At 36.5% G+C, this 21,678-nt stretch carries 21 protein-coding genes; 12 read left to right on the top strand and 9 right to left on the bottom strand.

The features are described 5' to 3' along the window. Position 1: 1 nt before the first annotated feature. Entirely contained in the window at positions 2-1,534 is a 1,533-nt protein-coding gene (gene guaA, locus ACJJVM_RS13685) for a glutamine-hydrolyzing GMP synthase (protein ID WP_299149020.1), read from the bottom strand. Between the two features lie 343 nt (positions 1,535-1,877). On the opposite strand from guaA, the gene ACJJVM_RS13680 reads away from it, so the two are divergent. After that, on the top strand, positions 1,878-2,447 hold the full coding sequence (locus tag ACJJVM_RS13680; RefSeq protein WP_298348454.1) for a hypothetical protein: 570 nt from the start codon (positions 1,878-1,880) through the stop codon (positions 2,445-2,447). Here the strand turns inward: ACJJVM_RS13680 and ACJJVM_RS13675 are convergent. Then, positions 2,440-2,877 carry an Lrp/AsnC family transcriptional regulator gene (locus tag ACJJVM_RS13675; RefSeq protein ID WP_298348800.1) on the bottom strand — a complete coding sequence of 146 codons (438 nt, stop codon included), beginning with the start codon at positions 2,875-2,877 and terminating at the stop codon, positions 2,440-2,442. The two genes, ACJJVM_RS13680 and ACJJVM_RS13675, sit on opposite strands and share 8 nt — an antisense overlap. A 106-nt stretch (positions 2,878-2,983) precedes the next feature. Between ACJJVM_RS13675 and ACJJVM_RS13670 the strand changes: the two genes are divergently transcribed. The 5 genes from ACJJVM_RS13670 to ACJJVM_RS13650 all read left to right on the top strand — a co-directional run bounded on the left by ACJJVM_RS13670 (position 2,984) and on the right by ACJJVM_RS13650 (position 5,587). Continuing rightward, complete coding sequence (locus tag ACJJVM_RS13670) at positions 2,984-3,406, top strand: hypothetical protein (RefSeq protein WP_405211993.1); 423 nt, start codon at positions 2,984-2,986, stop codon at positions 3,404-3,406. Between the two features lie 193 nt (positions 3,407-3,599). Then, positions 3,600-3,740, top strand: coding sequence for a hypothetical protein (locus tag ACJJVM_RS13665; RefSeq protein WP_298348450.1), 141 nt, complete (start codon positions 3,600-3,602; stop codon positions 3,738-3,740). 398 nt (positions 3,741-4,138) lie between these two features. Continuing rightward, positions 4,139-4,531 (top strand): hypothetical protein, encoded by a 393-nt coding sequence (locus ACJJVM_RS13660; protein WP_405211992.1) that lies wholly within the window; start codon positions 4,139-4,141, stop codon positions 4,529-4,531. Between the two features lie 80 nt (positions 4,532-4,611). Continuing rightward, positions 4,612-5,298, top strand: coding sequence for a hypothetical protein (locus ACJJVM_RS13655; protein WP_405211991.1), 687 nt, complete (start codon positions 4,612-4,614; stop codon positions 5,296-5,298). 79 nt (positions 5,299-5,377) lie between these two features. Continuing rightward, positions 5,378-5,587: a hypothetical protein gene (locus ACJJVM_RS13650; RefSeq protein WP_405211990.1), complete on the top strand. Its 210-nt coding sequence runs from the start codon at positions 5,378-5,380 to the stop codon at positions 5,585-5,587. On the opposite strand, the gene ACJJVM_RS13645 is transcribed toward ACJJVM_RS13650, so the two are convergent. The 4 genes from ACJJVM_RS13645 to ACJJVM_RS13630 all read right to left on the bottom strand — a co-directional run bounded on the left by ACJJVM_RS13645 (position 5,588) and on the right by ACJJVM_RS13630 (position 9,573). After that, positions 5,588-6,481, bottom strand: a complete 894-nt coding sequence (locus ACJJVM_RS13645) for a bifunctional 5,10-methylenetetrahydrofolate dehydrogenase/5,10-methenyltetrahydrofolate cyclohydrolase (RefSeq protein ID WP_298348442.1) — start codon at positions 6,479-6,481, stop codon at positions 5,588-5,590. It abuts the gene before it with no gap. A 78-nt stretch (positions 6,482-6,559) separates the two neighbouring features. After that, positions 6,560-7,888, bottom strand: coding sequence for a signal recognition particle protein (ffh, locus tag ACJJVM_RS13640; protein ID WP_021778756.1), 1,329 nt, complete (start codon positions 7,886-7,888; stop codon positions 6,560-6,562). A gap of 161 nt (positions 7,889-8,049) precedes the next feature. After that, positions 8,050-9,138 carry a hypothetical protein gene (locus ACJJVM_RS13635; protein WP_405211989.1) on the bottom strand — a complete coding sequence of 363 codons (1,089 nt, stop codon included), beginning with the start codon at positions 9,136-9,138 and terminating at the stop codon, positions 8,050-8,052. Positions 9,139-9,321: 183 nt separating this feature from the next. Continuing rightward, entirely contained in the window at positions 9,322-9,573 is a 252-nt protein-coding gene (locus ACJJVM_RS13630) for a type B 50S ribosomal protein L31 (protein WP_021778754.1), read from the bottom strand. A 181-nt stretch (positions 9,574-9,754) separates the two neighbouring features. On the opposite strand from ACJJVM_RS13630, the gene ACJJVM_RS13625 reads away from it, so the two are divergent. Together ACJJVM_RS13625 and ACJJVM_RS13620 are read left to right on the top strand one after the other, a co-directional pair. Further along, positions 9,755-10,297: a DUF4199 domain-containing protein gene (locus ACJJVM_RS13625; protein WP_405211988.1), complete on the top strand. Its 543-nt coding sequence runs from the start codon at positions 9,755-9,757 to the stop codon at positions 10,295-10,297. A gap of 9 nt (positions 10,298-10,306) precedes the next feature. Beyond that, entirely contained in the window at positions 10,307-11,248 is a 942-nt protein-coding gene (locus tag ACJJVM_RS13620) for a glycosyltransferase family 2 protein (protein ID WP_380034231.1), read from the top strand. Here ACJJVM_RS13620 and ACJJVM_RS13615 read toward each other — a convergent pair. Further along, the gene (locus ACJJVM_RS13615; protein ID WP_405211987.1) at positions 11,243-13,891 is read right to left on the bottom strand and encodes a T9SS type B sorting domain-containing protein; all 2,649 of its coding nucleotides are present in this window, start codon (positions 13,889-13,891) and stop codon (positions 11,243-11,245) included. The genes ACJJVM_RS13620 and ACJJVM_RS13615 overlap by 6 nt on opposite strands. Positions 13,892-13,985: 94 nt before the next feature. Between ACJJVM_RS13615 and ACJJVM_RS13610 the strand changes: the two genes are divergently transcribed. Together ACJJVM_RS13610 and ACJJVM_RS13605 are read left to right on the top strand one after the other, a co-directional pair. Then, complete coding sequence (locus ACJJVM_RS13610; protein ID WP_405211986.1) at positions 13,986-15,713, top strand: phospho-sugar mutase; 1,728 nt, start codon at positions 13,986-13,988, stop codon at positions 15,711-15,713. A 36-nt stretch (positions 15,714-15,749) separates the two neighbouring features. After that, positions 15,750-17,576: an ABC transporter ATP-binding protein gene (locus tag ACJJVM_RS13605; protein WP_405211985.1), complete on the top strand. Its 1,827-nt coding sequence runs from the start codon at positions 15,750-15,752 to the stop codon at positions 17,574-17,576. A 1-nt stretch (position 17,577) separates the two neighbouring features. Here the strand turns inward: ACJJVM_RS13605 and ACJJVM_RS13600 are convergent, their stop codons facing one another. After that, a complete protein-coding gene (locus tag ACJJVM_RS13600) occupies positions 17,578-18,282 on the bottom strand; it encodes a hypothetical protein (protein WP_298348425.1) in 705 nt (234 codons plus the stop codon). Between the two features lie 243 nt (positions 18,283-18,525). Here ACJJVM_RS13600 and ACJJVM_RS13595 point away from each other — a divergent pair, with 243 nt between their 5' ends. Both ACJJVM_RS13595 and ACJJVM_RS13590 read left to right on the top strand, forming a co-directional pair. Further along, positions 18,526-19,581 (top strand): vWA domain-containing protein, encoded by a 1,056-nt coding sequence (locus ACJJVM_RS13595; RefSeq protein WP_405211984.1) that lies wholly within the window; start codon positions 18,526-18,528, stop codon positions 19,579-19,581. 116 nt (positions 19,582-19,697) lie between these two features. Then, positions 19,698-20,129, top strand: coding sequence for a hypothetical protein (locus ACJJVM_RS13590; protein WP_298348421.1), 432 nt, complete (start codon positions 19,698-19,700; stop codon positions 20,127-20,129). Here the strand turns inward: ACJJVM_RS13590 and ACJJVM_RS13585 are convergent. Continuing rightward, positions 20,119-21,669: a family 20 glycosylhydrolase gene (locus ACJJVM_RS13585; protein ID WP_405211983.1), complete on the bottom strand. Its 1,551-nt coding sequence runs from the start codon at positions 21,667-21,669 to the stop codon at positions 20,119-20,121. The genes ACJJVM_RS13590 and ACJJVM_RS13585 overlap by 11 nt on opposite strands. Between the last annotated feature and the right edge of the window lie 9 nt (positions 21,670-21,678).

Raw genomic sequence — 21,678 nt, 5'->3', positions numbered from 1 at the left:
TTTATTCCCACTCGATAGTGGCTGGTGGCTTAGAGCTTATATCATATACTACTCTATTAACGCCTTTTACCTTATTAATTATATCGTTAGACACTTTTTGTAAAAATTCATAAGGAAGATTTACCCAGTCTGCCGTCATACCATCAGTACTCTCTACTGCTCTTAACGCTACACACTTCTCATAGGTGCGCTCGTCTCCCATAACCCCTACAGAGTTTACCGGGAGAAGCATTGCTCCTGCTTGCCATACTTTATCATATAATCCCCACTCACGAAGACCACTTATAAATATATGATCTACCTCTTGTAGTATGCGTACTTTCTCTGCCGTAATATCACCTAGTATTCTAATAGCTAGACCAGGCCCCGGAAAAGGGTGTCTACCTAAAAGCTCTTGTGATAAGCCCATACTCGCTCCTACTCTACGTACCTCGTCTTTAAATAACATTCTAAGTGGTTCTACCACCTTAAGCGTCATATAATCTGGCAATCCACCCACGTTGTGGTGAGATTTTATTGTTGCGCTAGGACCTCCGGTTGCACTTACAGATTCTATCACATCTGGATAAATAGTTCCTTGACCAAGCCACTTTGCATTTTCTACGAGCTTGCTCTCATCATCAAAAACCTCTACAAAAACGCGACCTATAGCTTTACGCTTAGTCTCTGGATCACTCTCACCTTCAAGAGCATCCAAGAAGCGTGCCGAAGCATCTACTCCTTTTACATTAAGTCCCATACCTTCATACTGCTTAAGTACTTGTGTGTACTCATCTTTGCGCAGTAAACCGTTATTTACAAAGATGCAGTATAAGTTTCTTCCTATTGCTTTATGTAGTAATGTAGCTGCAACTGTGCTATCTACACCTCCAGAAAGACCGAGTATCACACGATCTTCTCCTAGTTTTTCTTTTAAATCTGCTACGGTGGTATCTACAAAGGCATCTGGTGTCCAAGTTTGTGCTACACCAGCAATTTTTACTAAGAAATTTTCTAAAATTTTCTTACCATCTGTAGAGTGATATACCTCAGGGTGAAACTGTATACCATAAGTATCTTCACCTTCTATTTTATACCCTGCATTTTCTACATCGTGGGTAGAGGCTATGCGCTTTGCTCCTGCTGGTAGTTTTTTTATGGTATCACTGTGACTCATCCATACTTGACTACCAGTAGATACACCTTCTAAAAATGTTTCTCCCTCTTCTACCATAGATAGATTTGCACGACCATACTCACGTGTGTTAGATTGCCCTACTTCTCCATCAAAAAATTGTGCTAAGTATTGCGCTCCATAACATACGCCCAGTAAGGGTTTTTTTCCTTTTATTTCAGAAAGGTCAGGATGTGGTGCATCTTCACTACGTACAGAGTGTGGAGACCCAGATAAGATTACAGCCTTGTAAGAAGACAGATCTTTAGGTTGATTGTTAAATGGTTTAATCTCGCAGTAGATATTTAACTCACGCACACGTCGTGCTATTAACTGCGTATATTGAGACCCGAAGTCTAAGATGAGAACGTTATTTTGCATAGACAAAAATAGTATAATTATATAAAGTTATAAGGCATATAATTAGACAAAAAATAACGGAGTTTTTAACAGTATATATCTGCTCCGTATTTTGTCTCATAGCCGTTATTTAAAAGTCTTTTTTTCTGCATTATGACTTCTTGTACTATGTAGCAATACGTACACTTAGTTTTTATAATTGAAAAACGCATCCCCTTGTCGAGTCTTTCTCTCTAGTTATCGAAAAGTGAGCTACATACGTCTATTTAAGAATAATACAATCTAAATAAACTGTACATTTATAAGAAACCAATAGGCTATAAAAGGCTCACTGTTTTAACTATACCAACTTTACTACCCAATTATGATAAATGACGAAGATGAGCGTTTTAATAGTGAACTAGACGAGTGGCGTAAACTTCCTGTTTTTAAACAAGGTCTCGTTATTCTACATCTTATAGAGCATATTATAGAAAGTATACACTTAGATGATCCACATCCAAGCACTCATTATAAACTTAAATTATACGAGCGCTATACGAGACAAATGATGGAAAATGCACTGCTCATCCCTTCAGAAATAGCCACTGCAGACTCTACAGACCTTTATGATCATAAAATGGAGAATGCAACTATGATACGTAAAGCAGCAAAAGAAATTCTAGTAGATAGTAAAGGCTTACAAGCCTCTGGATACAAAGAAACAGAGTACTTAGAGCTACTTTATGATGCCGTAGAAGAATTTAGACCACTCTTTGCAGAGTGGGTGCAATCTTTTGATACAAAAAACTTTATCATAGATCGCTGGGGGCTATTTAATCCTCCAGGAATCGCATATGATGACCCTATAGATAGTTTGAGCTTTGACTCCTCTGCATTTTTAAGAGACTTAGAAGATGACTGGGATGATGGAGATGATGACGACCTTATTTAACAATAGGATTATAAGACACTACGTGTGACAATACAATCTGGGTTTTAGACTCACCATAGGTAATAACCCTGTCTATAAGCTCTTCCAGATGCTTCTGGTTACGGAGTACGACTTCCATAACAATATTCTCATTACCGGTAATACGATAACAGTTTACTACCTCTTCCCATTTTTTTACATTTTCTAAAAATGGTTTTAATTTACCCATAAAAGCACGTATCGTTATAATTGCCTTGAGTTGATATCCCATTGCCTCTGGGTTAACTATTGCTTTATACCCTTGTAAAATACCTGCATCTTCCATTTTACGTATACGCTCACCTACTGCTGGAGAGCTCACGCCTACCTTTTTTGCAATAGCAGTATTAGACTGCCTAGCATCTTCCTGCAAACATTGTAAAATGCGATTATTTAATGAATCAATCATAATTTTTAAAGTTATTACTTAAAAATACATTTATTCATAAGCAAAACAAATTTTTTACTTAAAAATCTAAATAGAGTTATCAACTCAAGCTTGTATTTTTACCTTACTGATGGTAACTTTTAAAGACATACAACTTGCAAACACTACGGATGTTTCTAGATGCACGCTATATGCAGATGCAGTAGCATTTTTTACGCTTTCGCGAAAGCTGTCTAAAAATCATTTATCATCAAGCGCTTGGCACTGCTTAAAACAAAGGAGTATAGCTTCAAACCTAAGTCAAGATATTTCTACAAGCGCACTAACACTACCTATGACAATAGCCGAAGCCTCTGTTACTACAGATTATGGCAAAAAACTATTTTTTAAAAAAACTCTAGAACAACGTGTAGAAAAAATTATTACACTATGTGTTACTCTCCAAAACATATACCAGCCACAAGACAAAAGAGCAAAGCAATTGTATAAAGCTGCAAATAAACTACAAGCCGGACTCAAAAAATGGTCTCTTCATTTAACATCTCAAAATTAAAAACTATAACGCCCATAGGCTCTTAAAGAGCTAAGGCGATATTTACTTTAAGACTTTGTTGTTAAATACCGTTAAGCCATACCGAGCTATATAAAAACCAATGTACTTTTAATGTATGATGATTAATATCAACTATATACCAATAAGGTGATATTAATTATTTAAAAACAATTAACCATTAAAATCAAACATTATGACAAAGAGATTTTTAACACTAGTAGCTGTAGCCATATTTACACTTTCATTCTCTAGCTGTAGAGAAAAAACAACTGGAGAAAAAGTAGGTAACGCAGTAGAAAACGCTGTAGATGATGTTGAGAATGCCGTAGATTAATCATCAATACATATAAACAAGAAGCCTTTCTATAACAAGAAAGGCTTTTTTTTGTGATCTAAAATTAAAAAAGGTCTTAACACTGTAGCGTCAAGACCTTTTATTATCCAGAGGAGGGTATAGATAACGATGGCTATTTATTAATCTATTGTAAACGAAACCTTATACGCTCAAATAGTCATTACAATTTATATACGTCAAAACAAGAATTATGGATCTCTAGAGAAAAAAATATTGCACAAAAAAGACTCACAGCAAGCACGTTACCATAAATATCCTAAGCTATGGAAACAAATTTTGTAAGTGCCTGTATAATGCTACGTCAAAGAACTCATAACAATCATACAGTCTCTAAAATAGAAACTGAAATAAAAAAATCAAATAAAGAAAAAATTGCTATGAAAAAATTAATCTCAATGTTCGTTTTACTTTTATCTGTAACATTTACAGCACAAGCGCAAGATAAAATGATGAAAGATGCTCCTACAAAAGTTATTGCCTTAGAGCAAACTAAAGGTGAGTTTACTCAAAAACAAATCGTTGTTAATGAAGGAACTTACACCTTCTCTATTGCAAATAACAACGTAGGCACAGATGTAGGTTTTGTTTTAGTACCAAAAGGTAAAGACATTTCAAATCCAGAAAATCACATTAAAACGGCTTATGTAACTGCCGTTGTACCTAACAATACGACAGGTAACTCAAACGCAACTACACTTAAAAAAGGTGAGTACGTATACTTCTGCCCGCTTAACAAAACAGCTACAGATAACGTTCTTATAGTAGAATAAGATACACTACAGCTATCAAAGCCCCATACCTTATGTATGGGGCTTTTTTTTGGTTATTTTTGAACCAGAAAACTACCACTATGAAAAAATACATCGCATTACTATCTCTTTTTGCCATAACGATAAGTTGTAATGAAAATTCAAAAACAGCAACTCAAGATGAAGCAGAAGTAACATTTACTCCCACTACCGAAGCCGAAAAAATTGCTTATGCAAACGGTATAGAAAACTGGGATAAGGTAACACAGCTAGACTTCACCTTTAATGTAGATCGCGGGGGTAATACCGTCGCAAAACGTTCTTGGTCTTGGAAACCAAAACAAAATGAAGTCACAATGACCGCTGCCAGTGATACCGTTACTTACAATCGTGCAAGCGTAGACAGTACCTCTATGGCGGCAGACCAAGGTTTTATAAATGATAAATACTGGCTACTTGCACCTTACCAGATATTATGGGATGAAGGAACAACAGTAACTGTAAATGATAGTGTTATGAGTCCGCTTTCGCGAAAGCGTAGCCATAAACTTACCTTACTTTATGGAGATGAAGGTGGTTATACACCAGGAGATGCTTATGATTTTTACTACGGTGATGATTACCGTATCACAGAGTGGGTTTTTAGAAAGGCAAATGCTAGCGAGCCGTCTATGATTACCACTTTTGAGGATTATAAAGATATAAATGGCTTACAGATTGCTACAGATCATAAAAGTGAAGACGGTAGTTTTAGGCTCTATTTTACAGATGTAAAAGCATACAATTAATATGAGTTTTAGTCAAAAAAGCAAAAGCCCAAAGTGGAATTTAATCACCTTGGGCTTTTTTATATTTCTAAGTTCCTTAATGCTATCATACAGCGATTATGGAACGCTACAGAAGTCTTCACAGTCTATTGTTTACATACCTGTCATTATAGGCATTGCAAGCATTATTGTTTATGCGCTATCTAGGCTGTTTACAAAGCGTTACAACTGGATTGTAACGTTACTAGGCATTGCTATAATGCTTATGATTGCTGTCCCCATATTTTTTGGAGCAGCAAAGCATAATTAATTATTTACCCTTAGACATTGCTCTGTGACGCTCTCTTGCTAGTAATGTGTTTTTAAGTAACATAGCAATAGTCATAGGTCCTACTCCACCAGGTACTGGGGTAATAAAACTAGCTTTCTTACTTACAGCATCAAAATCTACATCACCTGTAATGTAATACCCTCTCTCTCTAGACTCGTCTGGCACACGTGTGATACCTACATCTATAATTACTGCATCATCTTTTACCATCTCTGCCTTAAGGAAACCAGGGACACCTAATGCGGTAATAATAATATCTGCTTGCGAGGTAATCTGCGTTATATTTTTTGTGTGACTGTGGGTTAATGTCACCGTAGAGTTTCCTGGAAAACCTTTACGCCCCATAAGGATACTCATAGGTCTTCCTACTATATGACTACGACCTATTACAACAGTATGTTTACCCTTAGTCTCTACACCATAACGATCCATAAGTTCTAATATACCAAATGGTGTTGCAGGTATAAACGTACTCATATCTAGTGACATCTTTCCAAAGTTTGTAGGGTGAAAACCATCTACATCTTTATCTGGGTTTACTGCTAGTAGTACCTTTTGAGTATTTATTTGTGGTGGTAATGGTAACTGTACGATAAAACCGTCTATATCATCATTATCATTAAGTTCCTCAATCTTATCTAGCAACTCTATCTCACTAGTGGTATTAGGCATACGCACCATAGTAGACTCAAAGCCTACACGCTCACAAGCGCGCACTTTGCTACCCACGTAAGTAAGAGAAGCACCATCATTACCTACAATTACTGCAGCAAGGTGAGGCACCTTCTCGTTATTTGCCTTCATCTTATCAACGTCGGCTTTGATTTCGTTTTTAATGTCGTTTGAGGTTTTTTTACCGTCGAGAATTACCATAAGTGACTCCTTATTATTTTGATTAGTTAGGTATATAAAAGAGCAAAGGCATCCTTTTAGAATGCCTTTGTATATAATTTATTTCATTTGATTCATCATCTGCATCATCTTTCGGCCACCGCCGCCTTGCATCATTTTCATCATTTTGCTCATTTGGTTAAACTGCTTGAGCAACTGGTTTACTTGTTGTACAGAGGTGCCAGATCCTTTTCCTATGCGCTTTTTACGACTTGCGTTTATAGTAGAAGGGTTTTCACGTTCTCCTGGTGTCATAGAGTGTATGATTGCTTCTATATGTTTAAAAGCGTCGTCATCTATATCTACATCCTTGAGCATTTTTCCGGCACCTGGGATCATCCCCATTAGGTCCTTCATATTACCCATTTTCTTTACTTGCTGAATTTGCTTTAAGAAATCGTCAAAACCAAACTGGTTCTTTGCTATCTTCTTTTGAAGCTTTCTAGCTTCTTCCTCATCAAACTGCTCTTGTGCTCTCTCTACTAGTGAGACAACATCTCCCATACCTAAGATACGGTCTGCCATACGAGAAGGATAAAAGACATCTATAGCCTCCATCTTTTCTCCAGTACCTATAAACTTAATAGGTTTATCTACTACAGATTTTATTGAGATTGCTGCTCCACCTCGTGTATCACCATCTAACTTTGTAAGTATAACTCCATCAAAGTTAAGAATATCATTAAAGGCTTTTGCTGTGTTTACAGCATCTTGACCTGTCATTGAGTCTACTACAAAGAGTGTCTCTTGTGGTTGTATAGCAGTGTGTACATCTGCTATTTCTTTCATCATTGCTTCATCTACTGCTAGACGACCTGCGGTATCAATGATTACTACGTTGTGACCGTTTGCTTTCGCGAAAGCGATACCATCTTGAGCAATTTTTACAGGGTTCTTCTCATCGCGGTCTGAGTATACATCTACCTTAATCTGGTCTCCCACGACGTGTAGCTGGTCTATTGCCGCTGGACGATATACATCACAGGCTACTAGAAGTGGTTTTTTAGTTTTCTTAGTTTTAAGAAAGTTTGCCAGTTTACCAGAGAAGGTTGTTTTACCAGAACCTTGCAGTCCAGACATAAGGATAATAGACGGAGTTGCAGAAAGGTTTATGCCTGCAGCATCACCCCCCATAAGCTCTGTAAGCTCATCCTTTACTATCTTAACCATTAATTGACCCGGTTGAAGAGTCGTTAACACGTCAGATCCTAGTGCCTTTTGTTTTACACGATTTGTAAATTCTTTGGCAGTTTTAAAGTTGACATCTGCATCTATAAGCGCACGACGCACTTCCTTAAGAGTTTCGGCTACATTTACTTCTGTAATGCTTCCGTGTCCTTTTAAGACGTGGAGGGCTTTATCTAACTTATCACTTAAATTATCAAACATAGTTTTCTGGTAGTATGTAAAGGTTGCAAATTTAAGAATTTGAAGCGGTTTTGCACAGATTAACAGATGTAGATTCTATAAAAAAGAACCAAAAAAATATGGCTACCTATAAAGATAGCCATATCATATATGTCGCTTAGTCAGTACTGAGATAACCTCACCTACTCACAATCTTCTGGAATTAAGTTTATAGCAGCAACTGTATACTCAAGTGTATCTGGGTTTTCAATACGGGCATAAACTACTTGAGTTCCCGCTGTAGAACTTATAACATATTGATCTACAAGTAAATTTATTGAAGCATCTGCATCACTTTGAGAAGCATAGTAGGTAATACCCCACTCTACTAGTGGTGATACTTCACCCGTAACCTCATCTACTTCTTGTTGTGGTGCCGCGATAATTACAACACAGTCATCATAATCTGATAATGTAAATGAAGCTTCTCCATCTATAATACAACTCTCAAAGTCTAAAGTTTTACAATAGTCTGCCTCATCACATTCTTTATTGAGCACAAAAGTAACACCCTCATCATTTTCAATAGTAAAACTATTATTGCTGTCTACAATTAACTTCCAATCAAAATTCCAATCTGATTGCACATCTCCATCTCCTTGTAAATTAATATTAACGTGTACCTCTCCTTCTATTGCAAAAACAATCCAAGTCCCATTATAAGACTCTCCTCTATAATAAAACTCTGTGAGGCCTTCATTACCGTTGTCAAAAACGGCATTTGTATAGGTGTTAAAAACCTCATCTTCTGGTAACATCACTTCCCAAACACATTCAAGAAGCAACTCTGTTCCCGATTCTATGAGTTGTTGCTCTTCCTCGGCCCTACAAGCAATTATTGCTTCCTCAAGCTCTTCTTTATTTGCTACTTCAAAAGTAGTTCCATCTTCTAGCTGACTAGTTATAGGAAAACTTACATTTATAAAGTGATTTTCTTCTATGCTACTTAGTAGAGACGCAAACTCACTATCATTTGAAACGGTTTGAGATGAAATAATCTGTAAATCTTCATTATACTCAATAACAACAAAGGAATACACAAAGTCTATACAAGTAACTTCTCGAGCATCTGGATCATCTGTAACAATACGATCTATTAAATTAAAAAGGTTAGACTCTTCGGCAATAAGGTCTGCTGTTGTGATTTGACTCAAATCGTCTACATCTTCATTATCGCAACTAGCAAAAACTAGAAGTGCAAAAATTGAGAGGATTATGTGTGATAGTTTCATAGATAAAATTTAATTGATGATTATTGAATATCTGTTTATACCTATAAGACTACTATCTACGTATAGGTTGCGTTATTTTTACTATTATCTATAGAAAAATATTATTGTGCTGAATATGATAATTTTTTGCACAAAAAAAGCCTCCTTGAATAAGGAGGCTTTTTATAAATTAAAGTATAAGAATTACTTCTTAAACTTAGCGTATTTGTTTTTGAACTTGTCAATACGTCCAGCTGTATCTACTAGCTTAGCTTTACCAGTATAGAATGGGTGTGACGTTCTTGAGATTTCAAGTTTGATTAAAGGATACTCAGTTCCTTCTATCTCAATTGTTTCTTTTGTATCTGCAGCAGACTTAGTTAAGAACACCTCATCGTTAGACATATCCTTAAATGCTACTACTCTAAAATTTTCTGGGTGTATTCCTGCTTTCATCTTAATTCAGTGCTTTAATATTCGATTTTTCGAGGTGCAAATTTACATAATTTTTAAAAAACTACAACTATTATTTAAAATAATTCTCACCTATTGTACGAAGTTACGATTTTTATAGGCTCGATGTAACGATATTGTATCTTTGTGTACTAACTAGCCATAACCAAACCATCATACTATTATGAAAATTGAAACTACAAACACGACCACTATCAAAGATGTAATGATTAAATTCGGTTTCGTACTTGGTGTAATGTCTATACTCTTCAATGTTGTACTTTATGCAACAGATAATTTTCTTGCACCACACTGGTCACTAGGGGTTTTAAACTTTGTGATTACAATCATTATAATTATAATGGCTCTAAAAGCTTTTAAACAAGGTAATGGCGGGTTTATGAAGCTTGGTCAAGCGATAAAAATTGGACTAGGCGTATCACTTATAGCAGCACTACTAGGAGGTATATGGCTTCTTATACTCACCCAAGTGCTAGAGCCTAATTATTCTGAACTTGCACTAGATGCGGCTCGTAATCAAATAATCGAGATGTACCCAGATATGAGTGATGCACAGTTAGACCAATCTATTTCTTTTCAAGAGCCTTTCACAAAGATTAGTTTTATGTTACCAGTAGCTATAATGATGTCTCTGTTTTTTGGTTTTATCATATCGCTTATAGGTGGATTAATATTAAAGAAAGAGAACCCGCACGCAGACGCTTAGAAAATACATATGCAAATATCTGTTGTTATCCCTCTACTTAACGAGGAAGAATCACTAAATGAATTACACCATTGGATTTCAGAAACCCTGGATTCCAATGGTTTTTCTTATGAAATCATATTTGTAGATGATGGCAGTACAGATGGCTCTTGGGAGGTGATAAGTACGCTTTCGCGAAAGCGTAACAACATAAAAGCGATACGTTTTAATCGCAATTTTGGAAAATCACAAGCGCTACACGCTGGGTTTAAAGCTGCCGAAGGTGATGTAATTATCACAATGGATGCAGATCTTCAAGATAATCCCGAAGAGATCCCTGAGCTCTATAAAATGATTACAGAACAAAATTATGATCTTGTCTCTGGCTGGAAAAAGAAGCGCTACGACTCTGTAATTGCAAAAAACTTACCTTCAAAACTTTTTAACGCCGCCGCTCGCAAAACAAGTGGTCTTAAACTACACGACTTTAACTGCGGTCTTAAGGCTTATAAAAATGAAGTTATAAAAACGGTAGATGTTTATGGTGAAATGCACAGATACATCCCAGTACTGGCAAAAAATGCTGGTTTTTCTAACATAGGTGAGAAGGTTGTACAGCATCAAGCTCGCAAGTATGGGGAGACTAAGTTTGGGATGGAACGTTTTTTAAACGGTTTTCTTGATCTATTGACTATTTGGTTTTTAGGAAGTTTTGGTAAACGACCTATGCACCTTTTTGGGGCACTGGGAGTGGTGATGTTTATAGTAGGTTTTGGCTTTGCGGCATATTTAGGTATTGATAAACTATTCTTAAATAAGGCCGGGAGGCTCATTACACAAAGACCACAGTTTTATATCTCTCTTGTATCTATGCTCATAGGTATACAACTATTTATAGCTGGTTTTATAGGAGAACTCATCTTACGTACAAAGAGAGAAAAGCAACGATACCACATTAAGGAAACATTATAAATCACCTCTTGTTATTAAAGTAAAGAAACCATATGTAGTTCTTTCTTCATAAGTGATTTTATACCAGTAAGTATTAGTTGCTAGTTTTTTACCGTTGTGGGTACCATCCCATCCTGGTGAGTTACTTGTGAGTGAGGTCATTTGTTTTCCAAATCTATCAAATACCTCTACGGTCAATCCTGGATAATTTTGAGCATTTATAACGTGCCAGGTGTCATTGTAACCGTCGCTGTTAGGTGTAAAGAACTTAGGTGCACCCCTTACTTCTACCTCTCTCGTAATATAATTGCAACCCACTTCATCTCTCACAGCGATATTATAAATGCCAGGAGATAAGTCCTCAAACACATTTGATGTACCAAAAGTCGCTCCTCCATCTATACTGTAATAAATAGTCCCTTCTGCAAGGTAGGCATCTACAATAATCGTGTTACTCTGTAAAAAATCCTCTACTTCTACCTCTACTTGTAGTTCTAGCCCTGCTACAACTTCATAATATAGTGAACCACTACAACCTGCAAATAAAGTAACATCTAGTGTATATACTCCTGCCTCTGTTATGAGCAAGTCTTTTGTAGTTTCTCCAGTACTCCACTCATACTCCATAAAGCCTTCTGGACCTTCTAAGACGGTGCCCTCTTCCGTAAAACAAATAACGAGTTCTTGGTTTTCTAAGTCTAGAGGTTCACCTAGCATTATCGATGCTAAACCCACGCCAATACAATCATCTGGCTCACCTAGTCTGTAGTATAACGAAGTGGGTTGAGAAAAATCAAATAGGATTGAACCCTGGATTTCATTGGTCTGTAAACCCGCAAACTCAATAGATTCATATAGACGTATTAAAACGTCAGGATAAATATCTTGCAGAGCATCAATAATGTTTTCTACTTGTACTACTGATGAGTTCTCCCCTTCTACTGATGGGCATATAAGCAACTCGATATCTTCAAAAGGTTGTCCAAGATCGACACTTAGAATAATCTCGGTCGCTCTTCTACAATCTAAAGATGATTGAACACTGGCGTACACCGTTTGTCCATTATTCAAATTAGTATAACTCTCCGGATTAATAATTTGATTTTGGTCTAATAGCGCATCAATTTCAGTTTCATAAAACTGAAGGTTAACTCCACCTACAAGCGTGCCATCTTCAATAAAAAGTACATCAAGCGCGTCATATAAATTAAATTGAGAAATACCATCGAGATTTCCATCTACATCACATTGATATAAAAAAGCAGGTATAATTATTGGCGCTAAGACATTTTTTACAAGCACACTGTAAACCTCTACTAATCCAGACAAATATGTAACCTGTGCAGTAACTGTATATGTACCTACTCCAGAAAAAATATGTGATGGTGCAAATTGAACACTTTGATTTGAGACTCCAGAATCTGGATCTCCAAAATCCCAAACAACACTAGTTATCGCATCTTGAGTATTTAAGCTAAATAAAGTTTCATCACCGCTACATAAATTTTCATACTCTATAATGTTTCTATAGTTATCTTCATTTGTTATCGGTAAACCTAAAGAAGAAGTATTATTTCCTAATCCTACCGCTCTAAATTCAAAATTACAATCTACTCCTAGTCTATTAGGTAAGGTTATTACAGATAGTGTAGCACCTCCAAAACTATGATACAGTTTACCATCAATAGATAGTTGTAATAAGCCTGCAAGGTTAATAAATGGACTTGATAGATAATCTGCTAGCTGTATTCTTGACCCAGGTATATCTGCTACTTGCAGGTTATATTGAAATACTCTAGAATTACCTGTGTCTTGCCCTCCTACAATGGGCACCTTTCCAGAAGCATAAAGCACTTGAGAGTTTGGAGAAAAAGAAGCTCCATAATAAACAACATCATCACCAAGTAATTGCTCATTACTCAAAACGCCAGTACTCATATTGAAATCATATAAATACAATTCACCAGCAAGTGCTGGTTCAAAATAAGAGTGACAGATGGCAACCTTAGAGCCGTCTGGAGAAAATTTTATAGCTCCTCTTATGTTTCTAAAATCGGAAATATTAGGTCCTATTGTAGTTATAACAGGAGTACCTACTCCAGCCGCTGTAACAGGATATGCATAAAAACTATCTTCATACTGAGTTAAAACCCAATAACCATTTGCGTTCCTTACAGCTGTTAGCTTTTCTGAACCTTGATTTAAAATATTTATATTTTTTTCTACCACAGCACCATTACCACCCGCAGCGTTCATATCTACGACAGAATAATTAATACCGTTACCCTGAGCGCTAGACTGGTAATGCTGTACCGCATCTGCAGTAAAAATGTAATATCTAGTAAGGCTGCCAGGTTCTGGTATTATGAGTGTACCATTCGTAGATGAAAGTTCTCCTAGAAGTCCGGTGCCATTTTCCATCACTTCATTATCTGCTGTATAAACTGTAAGTCCATCACTATAAAAAAGAAGAGCTCCAAATGAACTACATATAGCACCACTACTTTCAATAGTGTTGATAACACTTCCATCAAATGGCATTGGGCAACCCTCAGAAAAATCTAACCCTGCCCCATTACCAAAATACCACTTACTCGCTTCGAGCTGACCAAAGGTAACTGTGCTGCATAATAGTAAAAGAAGCGAGAGATTTTTAATTGACATACGTCAAATATCAAATCTATTTATGAGAAATTGGTATTTCCCGATAAAAATTAACACAAAACCGTACTTTTGTTACTCTAACAAATAGAATATTATGGTATACCACGATCCTGCAATTTTAGAAAAGGCAAATGCCTGGCTTACTGACACTTTTGATGCACAGACACAACAAAGCATTAAAGATAACATAGCTCATAACCCAGATGAGCTCGCAGATAGTTTTTATAAAAATCTAGAATTTGGTACAGGTGGTATGCGCGGTGTTATGGGTGCAGGAACTAATAGAATTAATAAATATACCCTAGGTAAAAACACTCAGGGACTCTCAGACTATTTATATACTCAGTTTACAGATGAGCAAATAAGTGTCGCCATAGCTTATGACTGTCGTCACAATAGTAAAGAACTAGCACAAGTTGTAGCAGATGTATTTTCGGCAAATGGTATTAAGGTTTTCTTATTTTCAGACCTAAGACCTACACCAGAGCTTAGCTTTGCTGTGAGACACTTAAACTGTCACTGTGGCATTGTACTCACTGCGAGTCATAACCCACCAGAGTATAACGGTTATAAAGTATACTGGCAAGATGGAGGACAACTAGTGCCACCACAAGATGCTGCAATAATTAAAACCATAGATGCACTAGACTTTAGTGATATAAAGTTTAAGGGTAATGATGATCTCATAGAGCGTATTGACACCACAGTAGATAAAGCTTTTATAGACGCAAGTGTTGCAAAGGTATCTTTTGGTCTTGACAATAAAACCAAAGAAGATTTAGGTATCGTATTTACTTCTTTACACGGGACTTCTATAACACTAGTACCAGACACTTTAAAGCAGGCTGGTTTTGCAAACCTATCTATTGTAAAAGAACAAGAAGTGCCAGATGGTAACTTCCCTACCGTAGTATCTCCTAACCCAGAAGAGACTGCTGCTCTTAAAATGGCTTTAGAGCTAGGAGAAAAAGAAGGAGCAGATATAGTGATAGGTACAGATCCAGATTGTGATCGCCTAGGTATAGCCGTGAGAGGTGATAATGGTAAACTCACCATACTCAACGGTAACCAGACTATGGTCTTGATGACAGATTATTTATTAGAACGCTTTCGCGAAAGCGCAAACCAGCACCCACAACCATTTGTAGGGAGTACAATCGTATCTACACCTATGATGGACGTACTTGCTGCCTCTTACGATGTAGAGTGTAAAACTGGACTTACTGGCTTTAAGTGGATAGCAAAAATGATTGAAGACTACCCACAGCAACACTTTATAGGTGGTGGTGAAGAAAGCTTTGGTTTTATGGTAGGTGATTTTGTGAGAGATAAAGACGCCGTAACCGCTACCCTACTCGCTTGTACCATCGCAGCAGAAGCAAAGAAAAATGGACAAACACTATTTGAAAAACTAAAAGCGCTTTACCTAAAGCACGGGTATTATCAAGAGTCTCTAATCTCACTTGTTAAAAAAGGACAATCTGGCGCAGCCGAAATAAAACAAATGCTCAAAGATTTACGTGAGAACCCTATGCAAGAAATAAATGGTAGCAAGGTGACTCGTGTAGAAGATTATCAAGCATCTACTTCTCTTGACCTAGCCACCGGAAACACTAGTACCATTGACATCCCAAAATCTAACGTGCTTATTTATTATACAGAAGATGGTAGTAAAGTAGCCGCTAGACCAAGTGGTACAGAGCCAAAAATTAAGTTTTACATAAGCGTTAATGCACCACTTTCATCTCTTGAGGAGTATGACAGTGTTACTGCAAATCTAGAAAATCGCATTGCTGGTATAAAAACTGCATTAGGGGTATAAACTTTTTTAGCTTTCGCGAAAGCGCACACATACTTTATGGAATATTTTAAGAAGATTATTTCTTACGCAATGCCTTACAAGGGATATGGGATTCTCAATATCATTTGTAATGTATTTTATGCATTGTTTAGCACATTAGGTTTTGTAGCACTTATACCTATGCTACAGGTCCTTTTTGATAAAACAAAAACAGTTACCGAAAAACCAGAGTGGAACGGCCTCCTCAAAGCAAAAGACTTTATGGAAGACTCTCTGGGATATTATGTCACAGAAATTGCTAGAGATGATAAAGTGCAAGCCCTCACGTTAATGATAGGATTTGTGATTGCGGTATTCTTACTCAAAAACCTTTTCGGTTACCTAGCGATGTACTTCATTACCTTTTTAAGAAATGGAGTCTTGATGGATATTAGAAATGCAATGTATGAGAAAATTGTCTCACTACCTGTGGCTTACTTTACAGAAAAACGCAAGGGTGACACCATTGCTCGTGTCACATCAGACGTGCAGGAGGTACAGCATTCATTTTTAAGCATCCTTGAGCTCATTGTAAGAGAACCTCTTACCATCATATTTGCGCTGGGAACTATGTTTTTACTCAGCCCGCAGCTGGCAGTATTTGTGCTTACGTTTATACCTATAATGGGATTTGTAATATCACTCATAGGCAAGCGTCTTAAAAAGAAGTCTGACCGTGTACAACGTGAGCAAGGAGAGATTTTATCAAAACTAGAAGAAACTCTAGGCGGACTCAAAATCATAAAAAGTTTTAATGCCGAAGACCGTTTTCAAGATAGCTTTAACACGAGCACAAAACGCTTTAATGATTATGCAAACAGCTTGATGCAACGCCAGGCTCTTGCCTCTCCTACTAGTGAGTTTTTAGGTATTGTAGTGATAGGTGTTTTGCTTTGGTTTGGTGGTAATATGGTGCTTACAGAAGGAACTCTAGATGGCCCTACATTTATCGCATTTATGGGACTCGCTTATGGGATATTAACCCCGGCTAAAGCATTTTCTAAAGCTAGTTACAGTGTAAAACGTGGTAATGCCTCTGCTCAACGTATTCTAGAAATTCTTGAAACAGAAAATACGATTACAAATAAAGATATCACAACACCAGTAGAAGGCTTTGCAAAGGCTATTGCGATTAATAATATTTCATTTAAGTATGAAGAACAACTAGTACTTAAGAATTTCACACTTAACGTCCCAAAAGGCAAAACAGTTGCACTAGTAGGCCAGTCTGGTTCTGGTAAGAGTACCATTGCAAACCTACTTACCCGTTTTTATGATGTCGTTTCTGGTGATATTACAGTAGATGGGGTAGACATACGCGATATGTCTCTTAAAGACTTAAGAAAAAATATAGGTATTGTAACGCAAGATGCTATTCTATTTAACGATTCCCTACGCAATAATATGATTGTAGGTAAAGCAAATGCAACAGATGAGGAAATTATAGAATCACTTAAAATTGCAAATGCTTGGGAGTTTGTAAAAGAGCTTCCAGAAGGTCTTGATACTAATATAGGTGATAGTGGTAATAAGCTAAGTGGTGGACAAAAGCAGCGACTGTCTATCGCGAGAGCAGTGCTTAAAAACCCGCCTATTATGATACTTGATGAAGCTACCTCTGCTCTTGATACAGAGAGTGAGCGTCTCGTGCAAAAGGCCCTAGAAAATATGATGAAAAATCGTACCTCTATTGTGATTGCTCACAGACTCTCAACTATTCAAAATGCAGATGAGATTGTGGTTATGCAAAAAGGTGAAATTGTAGAACAAGGAAAACATCAAGAATTAATAGATCAGAAAGGAATGTACCACAAACTGGTATCTATGCAATCTTTTGAGGAGTAGACTACTCTTCTTTTACAATAATAACGGTAGCGGTAAATCCAGAAGCAAGAAACCAAGAGTTTGACGAGATGACCTGTCGCTCATCATCATACATAACAAACTGTGCAGTATTTGCTCCTACAGAGCCTTGATTTAAGGCCTTTACTTCTATTTTATTAAAACCTTTTACAAGATCAAGATAAAAACCTTGAAACTCTCCTTCTAAAAAGATACGAGGGTGAATTACTGTACCATTAACGCTTACACTCACGAGGTCACCATCTACAGTACCGTGATCACGATACGTAAAGTTTACAAACTTAGAGCCACTTTTAAAATCTCCTAGATATTGATCTCTATAATATTCTGGCTTTAATTTTTCTTTATCCTTTGCGTTAGAGTTATTCATTTTATTCTCAAGAGCGCTAAAGTCTTTTTTTGCAAAATCGTCTCCTTTTATGAGATTGATTTCTCGCTTTTCCTTTGCGGCAAAAGGGTCGCTTAACTTTATCTTACTCTTAAATATGAGTGATCCAGACTGTATCGTGTTATCCTTTTTTGGAGCTGTAGGTGATACAAAAACTTCTGTAGGCACCTCATTAGGTTGTTCTCCCTTTATTTCTATAGAAGCTCTAGGTGCATCTATCTGCGCATTTACTGTACCTGCAAAGCATACCACTACACCCAGTGTAATGAGCCATAACGTTATGGGAGAAATAGTTTTCAAGGGGTCAATTAGTTTTTTTAAAAATGTGACATTATGTAATAAGGGTGTTACACAAAGTATGCCAATAGTTGATTTTAGTACGCTTTCGCGAAAGCGTTATCTCATTAATCTACATTCAAATATAAAATAATTACAACTCTTAACGTATTTAATAGGTAGTGAAAAAATAGAATCCATTACAATTACAAAGAAATAAATACAAAAGTAAGGCGTTCTTTAGTCAACAATCTCAAATGACTAATTATGAAATTATACATATTAATTTTTGCCCTTGTGAGTATTTCAATTTTCACCTCTTGTAGCTCAAGAGACGATGATGGAGGTGGTGATGATAGTATTGCTTGTCTTAACTTAGGTACCCAAGAATTAAATATTACCATACAAGAATCATACACAACCTTACCATCTAAGGTTTCTGTATTTTTTAAAGTAAATGGTGCAGATGGAAGCCCTGTGGCCGGGTTAACTCCTTCTAACTTTACCATTTTTGAACAAGGTCGCAATGATGATTGTTATAATGAAATCTCTAGCTCAGAAGCATCTGCCGCGATATCTCCAAATGCTCAAATTTTTTCAAACAACACCCTCCTTGTACTTGATTTGAGTAATAGCGTGTTGAGTTCAAGTCTACAAGAATTAAAACAAGCCTCTACCAGTTTTATTACTAATGTGATGCCAGCCGTACCTACAGAATCTTTTAAAATGGCTATTTATTGGTTTGATGGAGAAGATGTACTGCACGAGTTACAACCACTTACTACGAGCGCAACTCAACTTCAAGAGGCTATAGATGGTATTACAGATGACATAAGTAACGACCCCTCTACAGACTTGTATGGAGCTGTAATCAAAGCGGCTACAAATGCCGAAAACATAGTAGACACCTTAGAAAATGAAGATTTATTTGCAGCTGCATCTGTCGTAATATTTACAGATGGGACAGATCAAGCTGCCAGATATAGTGAGCAAGAAGCACTAGACGCTGTAAGTAATGCCGCAGAAGATATAAGTTTTTTTACCATAGGTTTAGGCTCAGAAATAGATGAGGAGGTTCTCACAGCAATAGGTAAAACAGGTAGCGCTTTTGCCGAAAATAGTAACGAACTGGAAACTGTTTTTAATGACATATCAAACGGAGTCGCTGGGCAAGCAAATAGTTTCTATCTTTTTGAATATTGTAGCCCAAAACGTGATGGTAGTGGTGATAATGATCTTATTATACAAGTCATAACTGGTGACAGAGATGGTATTGTTCAAACCTCTTTTGATGCAACAGGGTTCACTAGTGGCTGTGAATAACACAATATTTTACTCATTTATAGTACTTTATCGATAACTTTAAACCTATTATCTATTGACATACTCACTTAAAATCTTTAAATTTAAGATTATTACTAAAGATTTAATTTTGACATATGTTAGTATCCGAATCAAATCTTAATTACGAATTACAAGACATCTACATTCTTGATAATGGCACTTTTTACTTCTTTGATAATTTTATTATCTCAGAAATAAAAGAAGGCGTGTTATTTGACTGGGAGATGGCTCAAGAAATTATAACTATCGCAGAGTCTTACTATGGTGTAGGTCAAAAGGTAGCTTACATTTCTAACAGAGTACATCCATACTCACTTGTTCCTCAAGACTGGCTAAAGTTTTTTAAAGCTAGAAACTCTATTAGCGCTTTTGCTGTGGTATCATACAGCCAGCAAGAACGATCTAATATTTTACTAGAACGTTTATTTTTTAAATCAAAAATTAAAAAATTCTTTGATTTAGAAGAAGCTGTAAAATGGGCTATAAGTGAGCAACTAAAGTATGATGATCGTAGAACTACTGCTTAAGTGAAGAATGAATGAGTGGAGATGTATAAAAATTTATACCTAGTATCTCCATTCTAGAATAGTGTTTTTGTAATCTCCCTCTGTAATTATCCCAATTATAATTTGCTGGATTACTCCAGCCTAATTCTGCGTGCCCTATAACTCTAGGGAAAGCCAGATACTCAATATCTTCTGATGTTTGTATTGTCTCTGCCCATAATGGTGATTCTAAACCTAGTAATTGCGAGGTATCTATATCCTTAAATATAGAAGACGGCTGCCAGATATAAGCACTATCTACCTCTACCATACCCGCCCAAGTAAGACCTATGGGAGACTGTTTTGTATATTTCATATCTAAGTACATCTTCTTAGCCGGTGAGAGAATCACTTTTGCCCCTTTATCTATTCCTTTTTGAGCGGTAGCTTCTTTTTGCCAGTGCTGTATTACATAGGTACTATCTATATCTGCACTTTGTATTTCTTCCCAGCCCACAACACTTTTACCATACTTTTTTACAATAGGAAAAACCTTATTTAAAAATATATTATAGTCCTTTTTTGAAGTAACGTGAGATTCATCACCACCTAGATGTATATACTCTCCAGGAGTTATTGCTGCTACTTCTCTTATTACATCATCTATAAACTTATACGTGATATCTTTATCTACACATAGCGTACTAAAACCTACACGCATACCTCTATAAAGTTTTGTTGCTTTACCATTGCAATTAAGCTCTGGGTATGATGCAAGAGCTGCATTAGTATGACCTGGCATATCTATTTCGGGAATTACCGTAATATATTTACTCTGTGCGTAAGCCACAATTTCCTTGTAATCTTCTTGTGTGTAAAAGCCTGGGCTCTCATCACGTACAGATGAGCTTCCTCCTATCTCTGTAAGTTTGGGCCAAGATTTAATTTCAATACGCCATCCTTGATCATCTGTAAGGTGCAAGTGTAGCTTGTTGAGCTTATAAGACGCCATTTGATCTATGACACGCTTTACTTCGTTTACGGTAAAAAAGTGTCTGGCTACATCAAGCATCATCCCTCTGTATGCAAATCTAGGCTCATCTATTATACGTATACCTGGTATAACAATACTATCCAAACGCTTAGCAGCTATAAGACTGTCTGGAAGTAGCTGGGTTAATGTTTGCACACCTTTAAAAAGTCCCGCTTCTGTAGATCCTGCAAGGGCAATTTTATGATGCGTTATGTCTAGCACATAACCCTCTTCAGATTGAATACTATCTGGAGAGACCAGAGAAAATAAGATAACATTTTCTTCTTTCTGGGTGGTTTGTACGGCTTCTTTTAAAAATGGTGTTACCTTAAAGTACTTTTTAAAATCACTAGCCACATTTCTAACTTCTGTGAGCGTGTCACTTACTATTACGGTTTCTATATCAAAAAGAAAACCATATGGGTGCGCTTTTACCTCATTAGGTATAGGGATAAAATTTACATCTTCTATAGTGGTTTCTACAAGCGGTTTTTCTTCTTTACAAGAAAGTATAGCTATCGATATAAAAAGAACCAGTAGGCAACGCATATGTTTATT

This window comes from Dokdonia sp. Asnod2-E02, assembly GCF_045063915.1.
Lineage (GTDB): Bacteria > Bacteroidota > Bacteroidia > Flavobacteriales > Flavobacteriaceae > Dokdonia.
Note: the sequence above shows the minus strand (reverse complement) of the source record. Positions and strands in the feature narration are given on the sequence as shown.